Below are 15,921 nucleotides of genomic sequence, written 5' to 3'. Positions count from 1 at the left end.
CTCCTAAACTTCTACCAACTTAATATATTTTGAGTTGCTATATATTGATATTGGTTACAACATATAAGTTTACAATCTTCTCCTCCAAAATGTTCATTAAAGTAAAGTCTTTCCTCTTCTAATTCTTCTATAAAATCAATCTCACCTTTTAAATAAGCTTTTATTCTATAAATAGCAGAATCGCATCTAACCATAACTCCACCTAATCTTATATCTATCACCTCAAAACCTTGACCTTTACATTCCTTATACCATAATTCTCTGAAGCTTTTATGGAATCCTTTTAGCTTTTCTTGAATTTCCGGGATAAAGTTATATGCTATAAGCCTTAAGGCATCCTTGTCCTTCTCTAAATACGCTTTTCTTATCTCTAAGCCAATTTCACTCTTAACTGCAAGGTATGAAGCAAACTTAGAGTAAAATTTAAACATACTCTTAAAGTTTCCACTTCTTTCTGCTATTTCATCATATTTATTAGCTAATTCCATATAATGCCCCTCTAGATCTAATCCCTCTAAATGTTTATCAAACGCTCCTAAAAGTAAGTCTTGATAAGCTATATACTTTGAAGGATTACAAACCTCCATATTAGGAATTTTAACAGTTGGTACAAGATCTAGCTCTTCTAAAGAAGTAAAGTCTGTCATGCTTAATCCTGTTAAAGTTTTGCACCTTTCATCTACCCAAGCATCACCAACTTCATTATAATATCCATGCTCTCCAAATAATATTAAAGAAACCATCATTGCATATATTGGTGTTTCTGATCCATCATCTCCCCAAGCTGTAGCAAAGACCTCTTTTATACCTTTTTTCTTACATTGATTTAAAGCAGCATTAGTTGTTGAAAATGTCTTTGAATAATTCGGTGCAAATCCACTCCACCTCCAAGCTCCACCTGCAAATATCTTATTATTTTTAAATGTATCTCTAATATCTAAAAGTTTTTTATACTTTCCTTCATCATTATTGTAATAATCCCAATAAACCAATGAAACCTCTTTTGGTATCCTATTTGCAATTTCATCAGTTATTACTATATCAGTATCATAATATCCACCATCTGGAGCTCCACATCTTAGGAACATATCATCCCATATCATTGGCTTAAAGTTATATTTCTTAGCTATATCATTAACTCTATTTAAATGTTCAACCATAAGCTCTTGATGTGAAACATGTCCATTTTTAGTTAAATAATGTCCTCTTCCTAAGTCAAAAGCCTCATCCATTCCTATATGAATATTTTCACTTCTAAAACACTCTCTTAAAGAAGAAATCATAGCCTCAATAAATTTATAAGTTTTCTCTTCACCAACTAATAAAACGTCGTGAGTATCTTTCATTCCTTCTCCATAACCCCATCTAAGAGTTTGCTTTAAATGGGCAAGAGTTTGTATACAAGGTACTACTTCTATTCCTAAAGAATCTGCATAATCATCAATTTCCTTAAGTTCAACTTTGCTATATCTTCCTCTCATATATCCAAAGTACTTATATCCATCCACTTCATAAGTATCCTCTGTATAAAGCATACATCTATTATGTCCCATTAATGCCATGTACCCTAAAAGTCTCTTAACTTCTTCAACTCTATATACAGCATTTCTTGATGCATCTATCATTGATCCTATAGACTCTATGCAAGTTTTTTCTGAGAAATAAAGTTCTCCATCATTAAAAATAATATTCTTATTCTCACTTGTAATTTCATTAAAATTATTCTTTTCTAAATCCTTTACAAATTGAATATAAAGACTTAATGCTCTAAAGAAATGATGCTTCTCTTTATATCTTATTTCACATTTATGACCTTTAATTACCTCTAGGATATTTTCTGATTCCTTTGAAAGTTTTGAGACATATATAACTTCAGTCTTTCTTTGTGTCGTAATCTCTTCCCTACATTCCTCAAGAAGAACTTCTTCTTTTATCTCCTCACTCTCTAAATCATTCCAAAGCTGAAAATCAATTAGCTTCTCTAACCCTTTAACAGCCTTTAGCATTTCTTCACTTAATCCAACTAATTTAATTCTCATCTTTCTATCCCCTTTTTTCTCATATTTATCTATCTTAAATTAATAAATAACAAAGTTAATATTAATAAAGTGGCTAAACTACTAAAAATAAGTCTAGTCTTACTAATTTCTTTTTCTCTATACCAAATGAAACTCATTAATAACAAACTAATATACATTAATGACCCTGAAATAAATTTCAGCACATTAAATTTTTCATCTGCATTAATTATAAGAATATAAAGCGTGGAGCTGATAATCCCAGTCCATCTTATAAACTTTTCATACTTAAGAATATTTAAACTCATAGAACACTCCCTATAATTTTTTTAATTATCTTCTATTTATACTAATATTTAAACTATACATCATATCTATAAATCCTAAGTTCTTATAAAACCAACAGGAGCTTTCATCAAAGTTCTAAACAAATAGTTTTACCTCTTCTATTCTATTATCACTTGCAAAGTCTAATACCTTATTTACTAAATCTTTTTAATATTAAGCACATTTTCTCTACGTTCAGAGGTGCTAGCTAAAATCACCACTTACTAAAACAAAGCCTTTTATTTAAACTCTTGTGGATGTCTTTTCTTAAGCTCTGGTATTGCCCAGCCTCTTCCTGTCTTCTCTAATCTTTCACAATATGCTTTTAAATGTCCTCTAGCATGGTATGGACCACCTTCTCTAATTACTGTCCAAAGTGGATCTGTATCACTTTCACTCTTCATCATCATTTCATCATGCCACTCTTGAAGAAGATATGCTCCTTCCATACATAAGTCTTTTCTTTCCTCAGCTAAGTTATTTGTTTCGTGAGGATCATTTTTTATATTGAAAAGCATCTCTTTAGGAAATAAATGATATCCATCATGATAAGTTCTTATATACATATAGTCTTTAAATCTTACTCCTCTTTGACAAACATGAGAACATTGTCCAAGTACTAGATAATCTCTACCTGTTTCATCTCCATTTAATACACTCTTAGCATAGCTTTCGCCATCCCAATAAGCTTTCTTTTCTTTACTAAATAATTCAGCTAAAGTTGGCGCTAAATCTAAGTTGTAGTGGAATCCATTATCTACATATCCTTTTAATCCCTTTGGCCACTTTATAATCATAGGTATTCTAGTAGTTGTATAGTCAGCTGTCCCATGTTCTGCATATAATCCAAGTTCTCCCATAGCTTCACCATGGTCTGCAGTTATTATTATTGCTAAATCATCATATAAACCTTTATCCTTTAAAGATTGTAATATTTTCCCTATATGAGAATCCATATAGCTTATTCCACAATCATATCCATCAAAAAATGTTATTAAATCATCATAGTTTTTAATTTCCCCTAAATGTTTTGGGAACATATCTAATGAATCACTATTATACATATTTATTTCCCTTGCTCCATGAGGACCAATTTTATTATTTATGTGGTCAGTTAACCTTTCTTCACTTATCCATCTTTCAAAGCCATCGCCTTCAAAAGGATTTCCATAACTATCTGGTGCTCTATATGGAGTATGAGCATCCCAATAGTTTACATGAAGGAACCAATTATCCTTAGAAGCATTATCCTCTATCCATTTTAAAACCGTAGGTGTTACTGCTTCTGCTGATTCGGCTCCGCATCCTCCTACATTATGAAGTTCATTAAACCCTGCATTAAACCACCAAGCACTATGTCTCTCTGCAAATGTGCTTACTGAAGCTGTATAGAATCCTTCACTTCTTAAAAATGAAGGCAGACAGTTAAAGTATATTCTATCGTTAAAGTCTCTATTCTCTCCATCTATTCTAAAATCAGCACATACACCTCCATGATTTACAACTCCTGTATGTATACCAAATCTTCCTGACATAAGTGCTGCTCTTGAAGGAAGACATGGTGCATCTGAACAATGGTAATTTTCAAAAGTAACTCCATCCTTTGCCACGCTGTCTATATTAGGAGAAGTATTTCTTCCATAACCATAACATCCTAAATGATCTGGTCTTAAAGTATCTAAGTCTAACATTAAAATTCTCATTTTCTCAATCCCCTTAAATTAAAATTATGTCTACTTATATACTTCAACAAAACTTCAAAAATTCCTATGTAAAATCTCTCTTTATTCTTTATAATATCAATATTTGTGACATCTTATAAAAAATATAGCCAATTGAAAATAAAACCAAGAATATTAAAATGATTTAGGTAAATAATAAGCTTTGAAGAAGGATTCTTAATGCCTTCTTTTAAGGCTACTTACTTTTGGGAGCTTATAGGTTTAAGTTTTAAAACATATCTCTTATGATTATTTTTAAGTGCTACTCAATTCAGAATTTAGTCAATCAGCTTAATAACTCTCTTAAAATTGTTGTCACTTCATTTAATTTAAGAGAAATCTCCTACAGGAGCCTTAAACCTATAAGTCCTTAATTACTAAGGAGGAATTTATCATGAAACCCAATCCAGATGATAGACGTGATAATGTAAGAAAAATACAAAATAATATTGATAATACTATGAAAAGCATCTATGAAGCTGAAGATATGATTAAAGCCACAGATAATTGTAATATGAAAGCTGAATTAGAAGCTAAAAATGCTAGAAGAAGAGATGCCTTAAATTCTATGATTGATGAAATAAAAGAAGAAGCTCATGATAAAGAAAATGGTTATAAGTAATCATATTAAAGATGTTAATTCTACCTATTAAAATTTCAATCCATAAAAGGTTATTCCTTTAATAAACACAAAAACGAAAAGCTATTCACAATATGTGAATAGCTTTTCATTCTGCACATAACTATATACAAAATATAAATTAATACTATTTATTACTCTTTAATTGTATCATCAGCTTATTTATACAACAACATCCTTAAAAGCACAAATTTATACGTATAAGTCAATAACTTTTTGTTTTTCATATATTATTCTCTTATAACCTTTAATTACGTTAAAATATTCATTATACTTCCACTTTTTATTCATCCACTCCAAACTCGCATTATTACTACCTTCGAATTGGTATTACCATCATATTAATCACTCATAATAACTCTAAAAAATAATATCAATTTAAAACTAAAAAAGCTTAAAGAAATTTTTAATCTTTAAGCTTTTTTACCATCTATGTAAACAACTTAACCCCTATAAGTAACGTTACAAGACTAAATCTATTTAAATTCTATATACAACAAACAAATAAATTCATAAGGCTCCTACACCTTACTAATATTTTTAGAATACTTTTAATTCTAAACCCTAAAAGATAGCCTACTTGAATATTCCAAAAGGCTTTCCAACTGGTATAAAAACTTTACCAAAATGATTATTTAAAACAGCCGCTGCTGAACCATAAAATGAGACTATTGCTATTCCAAGTTCTGCCCAAGCTGCAACACTATGCATGAAATTTGGCATTATTCCAAATGAACTAAAAGTTAGTCCTAAGAATAAAAAGTCAATTAGAACAAATATTATAAATAATACCTTATGTGTTTCCATTGCACCAATAGTCATAAATAAAGTAAATATTAAATAAGCTAAAAATGCTACTCCTAATTGTTTACCATCAGCACTTCCTGCTAATTTTTCTCCTAAAACTCCATTCTGAATCATCCATGAAAGTCCCATAGCATACCAGAAAAATGCATATGCTCCAAAAGCAGTCGCTCCAAAAACATTGTTATGCTTAAAATCCTTTAAACATGCTATTAATTGAGCTGATGCTCCTAAAAAGAATGCCCATGGTATAACAAAAGATACTCCACTTGTTAAACCAAGCTTTTGTGATGAAGCAACTAATGTTATAACAGCTAGTCCAAAAAGACCTAAAGCTGATGGATCTGCATTAATTACTTTTACTTTAGTATCACTCACCCTTACTTCCTCCTATATTTTATATGTTATAAAATCTACAAAGTACCTGTAGTAAATATGGTCTTTATTATAAAAATAATAAAGACCATAAAACGCGCTTTTCTATAATAACAACATTGATATCCGATGTCAATAAATAATATATGGTTACTAATACATTAATATCAAACTTATTAATTTAATGTAAAATACTTATTTCTATTTATTAATAACATATATAATTTTAATAATTAAAACCTAAGCAAGATTATAAATTTAATTTAGAATAATAAAAAAGAGTTATATGAAATACTAAAATTTAAAGTTTATAAATTTATTTTTTAAATCACCAATGTGAAGCTTCAAATAATTTATAACCTTGTTCTTTTAATTTCATATAACTCACTGTTTTTTAAGCTATTTTAATGTAGAGGATCATTTCTCTTACTTTAACTACACTGTCAAAGATGATTTGATATTAGCTTTAAAATCAATACTAAAACAGCCTAAATTTTATAATTTTAGATTCTCCATTGAATCTTGACTCTCCATTGAGTCAGGCTCTTCACTGAGCTTTTACCTGTCTTAAGATTTACTTTCTACAACTACTTTTGGATAAACTAAAATCAGTAATAACCTAGCCTTAATAAAACTGATTTTATGTCTACAAATTATCCAAAAATAAAAGATAGATACTCACTTTGAATACCTATCTAGGAAAATCTATACAAGTTAATTGATAAATCTATACTAATCATCCCTTTAACCATACTACTTCATTGTAATATCTCACTATTCTTAAGTCTTATTATGAAAAATATTATTAAATCATAAAAAGTCTGCTTACTTAAGATTAATCTAAATTAAAGAATGATAAAAATTCAATCACTTGCCTCTTTCCCCAGAAAGATAAACTTTCTTTTTTGAATTAGGTAGGTCTCCTGGCTCATAACTATATCTTCTTAGAACCTTCCCATGATAACTCACAGTGGCATAATACTAAGTCGAAGTTATTTACAGTTGCTGGGGGCAGCTTTAGTTTTACACTAAATTCCCTGTTAAGCATTTCTGCACCTATTTCAATAGTAGATATTATTCTACCTATCTTTATTATAATGTCAATCGCTACATTTATCAATGTTTTAAACTCAAAACACTATTAAATTTAATATAATTATTCATTAATACTATTAAAAAACTTCTAATTTCTTCTTCATATTATATTTTTTTTAAATTTATACAATATTAAATTCTACTTATTTTTATGTCTTTTATAATTTTAATTTAAAATAAGCTATATCACTCTATAAGATTTGGTTTTTTATGGAAATAGTGGTATAATAATTTTAAATTATCATATAAGTTCTGTTTTAAGTCCCTTTATTCTATATAATTGTGTATTACCATGCATTTCTTAAAACAGAACTTTATTTTAAGAAATGAGGTGTTTATTATTATTTATATAATATTTTTTATTCTACTTGGGATTAGTATTTATTTAGGATTAAGTAAGAGCCTTATTAAGAAAAATTTATTTTTGATATATTCATCTATAATGATTGTAGTAAGCCTAATCTCTTCATTATTTTTAAAAAGTATATTTTTATATAAACTAAATGCTTCTAGTAAAATAGAGCCTTTAATAGATTACAACTTTATAGATTGGGCTATGTATAGATTTGATACTTATTTTAAATGGTCCTATGTATACGTTATAGCTATTTTAGCTGTTTTATTATTTGCATTATATAATGATAAAAATATAAGAACTCAGGAAGGCTCTACTAGATTTTCATACTTAGCAGTGCTTTCAACAATAGTTATATCAGTTGCTTCTCTTATCTATTCATTAAGCCTTTTAAATACCTATTTTAATATAGCAATATATATCTTAACTTTAACATTCCTTCAAATTTTTATACTTCACCTACCTTTAGTAGCAAGAAGATTATATATTGGAAATCCTGTAGTTGAAAGTACTTACTATGGCTGTTAGATAACTACTGAAATTAAAAGAGATATCAAAATATAAATTATAATATTTAAACTTTGATATCTCTTTATTAATTATTCTTACTTTAAATGTTTATTCCTAATTGTAAGATTTTATTTTTCAAGCTATATAAAATCTTATTAAATTCCTATATAACTCGTAATAATGCTAGAAGCACATATACCCAATAATACTCCTGAAATTATCATACCTGCCTTTGCCACTTTCTCTTCTTTATGCTTATAACCGATAAATCCAGCTATTACAAATAAGACAATAGAAACTATAGCATATGGAAATGAAATTCCTAGTCCCCTTAATATATGTTGTCCTAAATATGCCCCTTGAAAATAAGTAAAAGAAAACATTGCAGCAAATATTGAAATTATAACTGACAAAACTCCAATTCCTGTAGTTTTATAATTTGATTTTTGTTCCATATAAACCAACTCCTATTCCTCTCCAATATTCCCTATACCACATATTTCAATTATAACATTTTTTATTTATATGTTAAATATTTCTTAAAGGCAAATTATCATTGAAATCTAATTATCTATGGAATAACAACCTTAATAAACTTTTCTATTTGTAAATCTTTCTAAAACCCAAAACTCCATCTACAAATCCTACTTTTTCGTAGAATTTATGCGCTGTTTCTCTATAATCTGAAGATACAACTATTGCATATGCACATTTTCTTGCTTTTGCGAAACAATCTAATTCATCCATAAGCATTCTTCCTACACCAAGTCCTCTTGTGTTTTCTTTTACAACAACATCCTCTACATTATTTTCACAATTCACAAGCTCTTTATATAACTCTAAAAGTTGCGGTATATCCTTAAAATCTAATCTTTCAACCTTTATCATAAATATCTATTCCCAAAGAAAATTAAACTCCTTTGGCTCCTCCCTTCAAATTAAGCTAATAATTAAAGTAAATTCTATCATTTTAAATCAATTTAGTCTATTCTTAATCTATTAATAATCTGCAAAACAAAAGAGATATATCAAAGCTACTTATTAGTAAAACTTATAAACTTTACTGCTAAGTTTTGATATACCCCTTTTATACAATTAACTATTTATTATTTAAGTTCTTTTTCAATAACTTTTTCTATTTTCTTATCTTCTTTATTTAACTCTTTTTCTAAGTGAATTTCTTCTTTTTCTATTCTTTCCTCATCACTTTTTTCTTCTTTAACTTCTTTTTTCATTTGCTTTTCTATTTCTTTAGCAAATTTCTTTTCTTCATGTCTTTCTTCTCTAGCTTCTTTCTTTTGTTCATGTCTAGCTTCTAAACATTCAACTTCTTCTTTTATCTCTTCTTTTAGTTCCTCAAATTTTTTCATTTTAGTACCCTCCTAAATTTAATAAATAATTACATTTATTTTGACACCTTATTCTCTTTTTATTCCGGAATATTATGTCATATATTTATTATACTAAAATAAGTTCAAAAATAAACATTTTTACCTGATATTTATTACTTTAAAATAAATATTAGTAAACAATTATCATTTTAAACGAAAAACATTAAGTTACTTATTAATTAAGGCATTTATAATTCAATTTCTTATAACATTTTTAATTTTACTATATATTCCCACAAAAACTATGCTATTTTTCATCCGTAAAATTATATTTACCTTCTGGTAACTCAATCTCATGCCCATTAATTGAAACTGTATCATTATCAATCCATATTATTTTTGCTTCATCTACATGATAGTCACTGTATATTAATTTATCAGATCCATTAGTATCTTTTAAATAGCATTTAACACTCCAGTCAACAGTAGCTCCTCCATTTATCAAATATGCTTCAATCTCATACCTTCCATCACTAGATGTACTTTCAGCTATAAGCTCCTTATTGGGTTCAAAGCTACTCTCTATTGTATTTAGAATCGCTTTTATCCCAATGATAATAAAAGTTACAACAAGCAAAATTGATATTAAAGCTATTCTTATAACTTTTCTTTCTTGCTTTTTTATATACATTTTATCATCTTCCATAACTAACACATTCCCTTCCATTCTTATTAGTTATTATATCACTTTTTAATATTCAAATAATAAAAGGAGCAGTTTTTACTACTCCTTAAGATTACGCTAGTTTAATATGTCTCTACGTTTTTCTTGCTTTAGTACTAATAATAAAAGTATTATTGCTACTATCATCAATATACTTTGTCCAAAAATCACTGTGTATTTAGGATATCCTATAGTAGTCATGCTATATAAATCATAGTTTCTTATAAATGATATTAGTACAAATAAAACAGGAATCTGTACACCTATTAAAGCTACATAATTCTTAACTTTAGTACTTACAAATAAACTAATGCTTGCAACTAGAAATGCTATCATATACATAAGAATTATAGATATAATTACATATTCTCCAAAAGTTAAGTCAAACCAATAGATTCCCCAATTTAATTTGGAATTTATGCTACACTCCCAAAACTTTAAAGTATTATTTTGAACATAAAAACCAAATAATATAATTAGCTCTATAGTAGTCATAAGAAATGTAGTAATCATAGCTGCTATAACCTTTTTCTTAGCTAATCCTCTTCCAGTTATTGAACTATACTGTAGAAAGTTTACTTTATTTTTATTATCTCTTAAGAATATTGGAGATATTACAAAAGCAACAGTAATAACAACAAGCAGTAAAAAATAATACATTAACTCCTTATAATTATCTATGACACACTCATCTAAAACACTCATAGCTTGATCACTTTTCTGAATTTCATTTGCCCTCTCTTTTTCTTTTCCTTCAAGTGAAAAATTATATCCAATATCTTTTGAATATTGATCTAGAACACGTTCTCTTGATCCAAGTTCCCAAAATAAATACCCATTACCTTCAAACATAATTTTTGAACGCAAATTTGATATTCTTTCATCTTTACCCATATCCTCATCACTTGCTTTTTTAAATTCTTTATAAGACTTTATCCCTAAAGCTTGAGCATCTTTATCATTCAACAAATACTCATCTGCATCCTTTTCTAGTAATGATGTTTCTTCTTTAAAATCCTCTAGCTCATCGTCATCTAGAGTTGTCCCATATTTCTCAAGTAAATGTTCACTTACTCTCAAATCAGTGGTTTCCGGATATCCATTAGGAAAATATTCTAATCTAAACTCTATACATAGATTCCATATTATAAAAGATATTAACCCAAGAATTATTAAACTCTTTATTGTAAACAACTTTTTTATTTCATTTATTATTCTCATTACATACTCCTTCTATCCTTTTATATTCTCTCTCTTGAATAATTTCATTGAAAATACTATAAGTAATACTACTACAATAAAATTACTCACTAATGTAATATCCACATAGTGTTTTGTTCCTATGAAAACTCCTGCATCCATGAACCACCACTCAGGATTTAATGATAAAACAAACATATTAAAATTAGCCCATATTGCAAAAATTGAATCACTCGGAAATAATCCTGGTGACATAAAAAATGCTCCAAATAATATAAAAAAGGCAAAAAACGATTTATAGCTACTTTTTAATAATGAGCATAATACAAAAGTTAAACCTGCTGATAAAATTCCAATTGCAAATACTACTCCTACTGATAACATCAGATATTCTCTTATTGTTAAGTTGTACCATGATAAAAATGGTCCTGACATACCAACATTAAAAGCTGAACTTATTGGTACATTCCATACCTCACTATAATCAAAAACATTAAAATATGTTATTAATGTTACTCCTAATATTACTGCAGTAACTAATACTGAAAATACTAGACTAACCTGTAGTTTATCTCCTAATAGTCTACGCCCTCTCTTTGATGCTGTAACCAATCCTAATGTTTTATTTTCTCTTTCATAATTTATTAGAAAGGAAACTCCCAAAACTATAATAATCATTATTTCTATTATTGATGACCCTATAACATCTCCAAACAGTAAATTTTGAGTCCTATAATTTAACCCCCAGAAGTATAAATTTTTATGCTCTCCATTTCTTATTAGCTCCTTAAGTCTAACATCAAACTCTCTATAGTTTTCTCTTGTAAATTCAGCAGCTTTTCCTTCTAATCCATACATACTTATAGCTTTATCAGCAAGTTTATTAACATCCATATTTTCAATTGCTGAGATAGCATTTGGTGCAATATTCTTATACATATTTATAATACTTAATCTATTGAAAAAATCCTTATCTTCCTTCGAAAAAAACTCATTGCTATAAATATTTTGTGAAAATTCTCTACTCTCTAAAAAATCATCTAAAGAATTATAGCTTTTGTTTAATTTCTCCTCAGTAATTTTATTTAATTCTTTCATTCCGGCTTTATACTTAATGTCCAGTTCATTAAGCATGTTATCATCAACCTTATATCCAACCTCTCTTATTAATTCATTTGTAAGCTTCAAAGGCTCTCTTATACTAGAATTGTTATACATAATCAACATGTTATAAGCTAAGAAGATTCCTATAAGAACTATTAGTACTGGATTTCTATAAAGTTTCTCAAACTCACCCTTTTTGATTTCCATATTGCTAACCCAGACCCTTTCTAATTATCATCCCTATATTGATATAAAAATACGTCTTCTATATTTGGAATAACTTCTTTCCATTCATCATTTTTTTCATTAGATTCACTATTATTTTCACTTATAAATCTAATCTTAACCATGCCCCCCTCTTGCTTCTCTGATAAAACAATATTATTCTTTCTAAATTCTAAGCTCTCATTAAATTCCATTGTTGCTTCATATACCATTCCATTTAATGTACTACATATCTTTTCTATAGAATCTTTATATAAAACTCTATGATCTTTAATCATTACTACTTCATTTGATATAAATTCTATATCTGATACTATGTGAGTTGAAATTATTACTATTCTATTTCTTGATAAATCACTTAATAGATTTCTAAATCGTACTCTTTCCTTTGGATCTAAGCCAGCTGTTGGCTCATCTAATATAAGAATCTTTGGATCATTAAGTAACGCCTGAGCTATTCCTACTCTTTGAATCATTCCACCTGAGAATCCCTTCATCTTCTTATTTTCAACCTCTTCAAGAGATACTAATTTTAGTACTTCTTTAATTCTCTTTTTAGCATCATCTTGCTTTATTCCCTTTAAAGCTGCTAAGTATAATAAGAATTTTTTAGGGCTATAATTTCTATAATATCCAAAATCCTGCGGTAAATATCCTATCTTATCCCTATATTCCTCATCTAAAGATAAAATATCTGTTCCATCATAAAGAATTTCTCCTTTAGTTGGGAAAATTAATGTAGTTAAAAGTTTTATTAAGGTTGTCTTCCCCGCTCCATTAGGTGCTAAAAGTGCATATACTCCATTTTTAAATTCTAAATTTATGTCCTCAATAGCTAAAAAGTCCCCATATTTTTTAGTTACGTTATTAACAACTAACATATAATCTCTCTCCTCTTTTTTATTCTATAATTTCTTAAATCATTCAATCTTTTTATATAAAGAATGCAGCATATAACTGATATTCCTATATGAATATAAATTGGTGCATTCATTAAAAAATCTACATAGTACTTATTTTCTACACTACTTAAAAGTAAGTTTACTATAATCCATAAAGCAATTGCTCCTACCTTTGCAAACATACTTTTAAGCTTTATCAATGAATATAAAAATACTGTGGAAAACAAGAATAATCCCGTAATTGATATTATTATCATCCTTATAGCATTAATATCTTTATGATGATATGCCATAATAACTATAACCATTGTGTTTATCAATAAACTACCTATGCTAAAAATAAACATTCTCAAAGCTGACAATTGATATAGATTGTACTTACAAGTCATTTCTAATTGAAAAACTCCCTTTGATTTTGAATTGTAAAATGAAAATAAAACAATTCCTAAATAAACCATTGGAGATAGTATAAACATAGCCCTATAAACATCAACTACTCTTCCATAACTAAAGTTCATCATAGTCATCCATAGTATTAAGGTTCCTGCTAAAGCTATAACTATAAGTTCACTTTTATCATGAAAGATGTTTCTAAATCCTAGATCCTTAATTGCATTTTTTAAATATGTAAAGAAGGATACTTTAGTCTTAACTCCTGAACCCACTATTTCATCTAACTCCCCTAAATCTATATCTGGAATCTCAATATCTAAATCAATACTTGAAATATCAAAATCTATTTCATCTACAATGATGTCATCTTCATTTTCAACCTCTTGATGACTTGTACTAGTTTTACTATTAAAATCTTTTTCTAGTTTTTTTTCATTTAAACTCTCTTTGTTATACATAAGTTTCCACCTCCAGTAGCGCCTTTATCTTTCTAACCGTAGCATAATATCTAGTTTTTACAGTTGATTCTGATAATTCTAATAAAACTCCAATCTCTGAAAATGTCATATCTCCAAAGATTTTAAGTCTAAATATTTGCTGAAGGTTTGCATTTAATGTATTTACTATATCCATAACCTCATTAACTCTTTCCTTAAGCTCAAACCCTTCTTCAATGCCATTGTCTTCTCCTATTAAACCTTCATCTAATTCGTCAACTATTGTTGAATATTTATAATAGGTTGATCTATAATTGTCTATTATCTTATTACTGGCAATTTTATAAATCCATGTCCTAAATGATGCTCTTTCTTCATTAAACCCACCTATTGATTTAAGCATTGAAATAAATATTTCTTGAGTTAGGTCTTTTGATAACTCCTCATTTCTTGTTTGTTTAAAAACATAAGAAAATATTTCTTTATAATATAATTTAACTAAAATTCCTGCTGCCTTTTTGTCTCCTTTGTTCTTAAGAAGATCTATTAACTTATTCTCATTAATCCTAACTCACCGCCCTCTGTCTATTCTCATATCTTCAACCTTTTTAAATCTCCTTACACTTATGTATTCGTATGATTTAGAAAAATAGTTTTAACTTTTAAAAAAAACTTATAAAAATTTTTATCTCTGTATATATTAATCACAAATCCCATATAAATCTATAGAAAATTCTAATCCTGTACTAGAATGTACTTCCCTATTCCAAAAGAAAAAGCTATAAAGGCATTTTCAAAATTACCTTCATAGCTTTAATAAATATTTGATTAAACTTCTTTAATTAATTCTAACTTCAATTTCTCTTTTACTTCTTTTAATGGTAATTTCTTAGAGTCCTTGCATGTCCATGAAAAACCATCCTCTATGTATCTAGGGAATATATGCATGTGAAAATGTCCAAAATCAGTAAAAACTCCGCCATTTTGCATAATAGTATATCCATCACACTTATATAACTTTTCTAATATTCTAGCAATTTTCTTAGAAAAACTTAGTATTCTTAATAAGACCTCATCATCTAAATCATAAATATTATGCCTATGACTTTTAGGTATTATTAGTACATGTCCTTCATTTATTGGATCTATATCCAATAAGCAACATATTAATTCATCTTCATAAATTATATTAGCTTGTTCCTTTTTACTAATAATATTACAAAATACACATTCCTTATTAAGCATGTTAGCACTCCATTCTACTAATTAATACTAAACGAGTTAGTATATATTAAAACTTATTTTCATAGATAAAGTTAACCTTCTTTAATAACTTTATCTAATATAAGATATCATATTCATTTCCTCAATCCTTTTTAAGTTAAGTGATTGATAAAAACTATTAGCCTTTTCATCATCTTTATCAGTTAAAAGCATAAAAGTTCTAACTTCAGAGTACCTCTTCATTGCCTCATTTAATAAAGTTCTTCCAATTCCCTGTCTTTGATACTCTGGATCAATAATTAAATCTTGAACAAGCACTATATGCTCACCATCCCCAACACATCTAACCATACCAACTAATCTATTACCATGAAAAGCACCTAAAATGTATATCGATCCATTCATTGCCCTTACTAACTTTTCATCATCTTTTAAATAAGCACCCCAAAGTTCTTTTTTATACAAATTCTTTATTTCTTCTATCATCTCTGAATTTATTTTTTTATAAGCAAACATTCCTTATAATCCCCCTATCC

The 15,921-nt window shown here is 27.8% G+C and carries 16 protein-coding genes and 1 riboswitch; of the genes, 2 read left to right on the top strand and 14 right to left on the bottom strand.

Translation table 11 applies throughout. From position 1 onward, the window contains the following. Nucleotides 1-11 precede the first annotated feature (11 nt). Entirely contained in the window at nucleotides 12-2,039 is a 2,028-nt protein-coding gene (locus ACQZHJ_RS07020) for a beta-N-acetylhexosaminidase (RefSeq protein ID WP_430484832.1), read from the bottom strand. Nucleotides 2,040-2,584: 545 nt separating this feature from the next. Next, entirely contained in the window at nucleotides 2,585-4,048 is a 1,464-nt protein-coding gene (locus tag ACQZHJ_RS07015; RefSeq protein ID WP_430484831.1) for a sulfatase, read from the bottom strand. Between the two features lie 412 nt (nucleotides 4,049-4,460). Here ACQZHJ_RS07015 and ACQZHJ_RS07010 point away from each other — a divergent pair, with 412 nt between their 5' ends. Beyond that, nucleotides 4,461-4,688: a small acid-soluble spore protein Tlp gene (locus ACQZHJ_RS07010; RefSeq protein WP_430484830.1), complete on the top strand. Its 228-nt coding sequence runs from the start codon at nucleotides 4,461-4,463 to the stop codon at nucleotides 4,686-4,688. A gap of 594 nt (nucleotides 4,689-5,282) precedes the next feature. Here the strand turns inward: ACQZHJ_RS07010 and ACQZHJ_RS07005 are convergent. Beyond that, nucleotides 5,283-5,888 carry an acetate uptake transporter gene (locus tag ACQZHJ_RS07005; protein ID WP_430484829.1) on the bottom strand — a complete coding sequence of 202 codons (606 nt, stop codon included), beginning with the start codon at nucleotides 5,886-5,888 and terminating at the stop codon, nucleotides 5,283-5,285. 893 nt (nucleotides 5,889-6,781) lie between these two features. After that, a riboswitch (cobalamin riboswitch) is annotated at nucleotides 6,782-6,960 on the bottom strand. A 462-nt stretch (nucleotides 6,961-7,422) separates the two neighbouring features. Between ACQZHJ_RS07005 and ACQZHJ_RS07000 the strand changes: the two genes are divergently transcribed. Continuing rightward, the gene (locus ACQZHJ_RS07000; RefSeq protein WP_430484828.1) at nucleotides 7,423-7,863 is read left to right on the top strand and encodes a hypothetical protein; all 441 of its coding nucleotides are present in this window, start codon (nucleotides 7,423-7,425) and stop codon (nucleotides 7,861-7,863) included. Nucleotides 7,864-8,000: 137 nt separating this feature from the next. Here the strand turns inward: ACQZHJ_RS07000 and ACQZHJ_RS06995 are convergent, their stop codons facing one another. The 11 genes from ACQZHJ_RS06995 to ACQZHJ_RS06945 all read right to left on the bottom strand — a co-directional run bounded on the left by ACQZHJ_RS06995 (nucleotide 8,001) and on the right by ACQZHJ_RS06945 (nucleotide 15,901). After that, a complete protein-coding gene (locus ACQZHJ_RS06995; protein ID WP_430484827.1) occupies nucleotides 8,001-8,300 on the bottom strand; it encodes a hypothetical protein in 300 nt (99 codons plus the stop codon). Nucleotides 8,301-8,445: 145 nt separating this feature from the next. After that, nucleotides 8,446-8,733, bottom strand: a complete 288-nt coding sequence (locus ACQZHJ_RS06990) for a GNAT family N-acetyltransferase (RefSeq protein ID WP_430484826.1) — start codon at nucleotides 8,731-8,733, stop codon at nucleotides 8,446-8,448. A 218-nt stretch (nucleotides 8,734-8,951) separates the two neighbouring features. Then, the gene (locus ACQZHJ_RS06985; RefSeq protein ID WP_430484825.1) at nucleotides 8,952-9,215 is read right to left on the bottom strand and encodes a hypothetical protein; all 264 of its coding nucleotides are present in this window, start codon (nucleotides 9,213-9,215) and stop codon (nucleotides 8,952-8,954) included. A 268-nt stretch (nucleotides 9,216-9,483) separates the two neighbouring features. Further along, complete coding sequence (locus tag ACQZHJ_RS06980; RefSeq protein WP_430484824.1) at nucleotides 9,484-9,882, bottom strand: DUF5412 family protein; 399 nt, start codon at nucleotides 9,880-9,882, stop codon at nucleotides 9,484-9,486. A 96-nt stretch (nucleotides 9,883-9,978) separates the two neighbouring features. Beyond that, nucleotides 9,979-11,121, bottom strand: coding sequence for a hypothetical protein (locus ACQZHJ_RS06975; RefSeq protein ID WP_430484823.1), 1,143 nt, complete (start codon nucleotides 11,119-11,121; stop codon nucleotides 9,979-9,981). A 12-nt stretch (nucleotides 11,122-11,133) separates the two neighbouring features. Beyond that, entirely contained in the window at nucleotides 11,134-12,411 is a 1,278-nt protein-coding gene (locus tag ACQZHJ_RS06970; protein ID WP_430484822.1) for a hypothetical protein, read from the bottom strand. Nucleotides 12,412-12,431: 20 nt separating this feature from the next. Further along, a complete protein-coding gene (locus ACQZHJ_RS06965; protein ID WP_430484821.1) occupies nucleotides 12,432-13,310 on the bottom strand; it encodes an ATP-binding cassette domain-containing protein in 879 nt (292 codons plus the stop codon). Beyond that, the gene (locus ACQZHJ_RS06960; RefSeq protein WP_430484820.1) at nucleotides 13,304-14,182 is read right to left on the bottom strand and encodes a hypothetical protein; all 879 of its coding nucleotides are present in this window, start codon (nucleotides 14,180-14,182) and stop codon (nucleotides 13,304-13,306) included. Before ACQZHJ_RS06960 ends, ACQZHJ_RS06965 begins: the two co-directional genes overlap by 7 nt. Continuing rightward, nucleotides 14,175-14,708, bottom strand: coding sequence for an RNA polymerase sigma factor (locus ACQZHJ_RS06955; RefSeq protein WP_430486871.1), 534 nt, complete (start codon nucleotides 14,706-14,708; stop codon nucleotides 14,175-14,177). Before ACQZHJ_RS06955 ends, ACQZHJ_RS06960 begins: the two co-directional genes overlap by 8 nt. A gap of 281 nt (nucleotides 14,709-14,989) precedes the next feature. Next, the gene (locus ACQZHJ_RS06950; protein WP_430484819.1) at nucleotides 14,990-15,406 is read right to left on the bottom strand and encodes an HIT family protein; all 417 of its coding nucleotides are present in this window, start codon (nucleotides 15,404-15,406) and stop codon (nucleotides 14,990-14,992) included. 90 nt (nucleotides 15,407-15,496) lie between these two features. Next, complete coding sequence (locus tag ACQZHJ_RS06945) at nucleotides 15,497-15,901, bottom strand: GNAT family N-acetyltransferase (RefSeq protein ID WP_430484818.1); 405 nt, start codon at nucleotides 15,899-15,901, stop codon at nucleotides 15,497-15,499. Between the last annotated feature and the right edge of the window lie 20 nt (nucleotides 15,902-15,921).

It is taken from the genome of Clostridium sp. B9 (assembly GCF_050509515.1).
Lineage (GTDB): Bacteria > Bacillota > Clostridia > Clostridiales > Clostridiaceae > Sarcina.
The sequence above is the reverse complement of the archived record's forward strand: the minus strand, read 5'-3'. Positions and strand labels throughout refer to the sequence as shown.

Excerpts from the sequence above, each read along its gene's own strand:
- ACQZHJ_RS07020 (WP_430484832.1), bottom strand. The coding sequence starts at position 2,039 with ATGAGAATTAAATTAGTTGGATTAAGTGAAGAAATGCTAAAGGCTGTT.
- ACQZHJ_RS07015 (WP_430484831.1), bottom strand. The coding sequence starts at position 4,048 with ATGAGAATTTTAATGTTAGACTTAGATACTTTAAGACCAGATCATTTA.
- ACQZHJ_RS07010 (WP_430484830.1), top strand. The coding sequence starts at position 4,461 with ATGAAACCCAATCCAGATGATAGACGTGATAATGTAAGAAAAATACAA.
- ACQZHJ_RS07000 (WP_430484828.1), top strand. The coding sequence starts at position 7,423 with ATGATTGTAGTAAGCCTAATCTCTTCATTATTTTTAAAAAGTATATTT.
- ACQZHJ_RS06995 (WP_430484827.1), bottom strand. The coding sequence starts at position 8,300 with ATGGAACAAAAATCAAATTATAAAACTACAGGAATTGGAGTTTTGTCA.
- ACQZHJ_RS06990 (WP_430484826.1), bottom strand. The coding sequence starts at position 8,733 with ATGATAAAGGTTGAAAGATTAGATTTTAAGGATATACCGCAACTTTTA.
- ACQZHJ_RS06985 (WP_430484825.1), bottom strand. The coding sequence starts at position 9,215 with ATGAAAAAATTTGAGGAACTAAAAGAAGAGATAAAAGAAGAAGTTGAA.
- ACQZHJ_RS06980 (WP_430484824.1), bottom strand. The coding sequence starts at position 9,882 with ATGGAAGATGATAAAATGTATATAAAAAAGCAAGAAAGAAAAGTTATA.
- ACQZHJ_RS06975 (WP_430484823.1), bottom strand. The coding sequence starts at position 11,121 with ATGAGAATAATAAATGAAATAAAAAAGTTGTTTACAATAAAGAGTTTA.
- ACQZHJ_RS06970 (WP_430484822.1), bottom strand. The coding sequence starts at position 12,411 with ATGGAAATCAAAAAGGGTGAGTTTGAGAAACTTTATAGAAATCCAGTA.
- ACQZHJ_RS06965 (WP_430484821.1), bottom strand. The coding sequence starts at position 13,310 with ATGTTAGTTGTTAATAACGTAACTAAAAAATATGGGGACTTTTTAGCT.
- ACQZHJ_RS06960 (WP_430484820.1), bottom strand. The coding sequence starts at position 14,182 with ATGTATAACAAAGAGAGTTTAAATGAAAAAAAACTAGAAAAAGATTTT.
- ACQZHJ_RS06950 (WP_430484819.1), bottom strand. The coding sequence starts at position 15,406 with ATGCTTAATAAGGAATGTGTATTTTGTAATATTATTAGTAAAAAGGAA.
- ACQZHJ_RS06945 (WP_430484818.1), bottom strand. The coding sequence starts at position 15,901 with ATGTTTGCTTATAAAAAAATAAATTCAGAGATGATAGAAGAAATAAAG.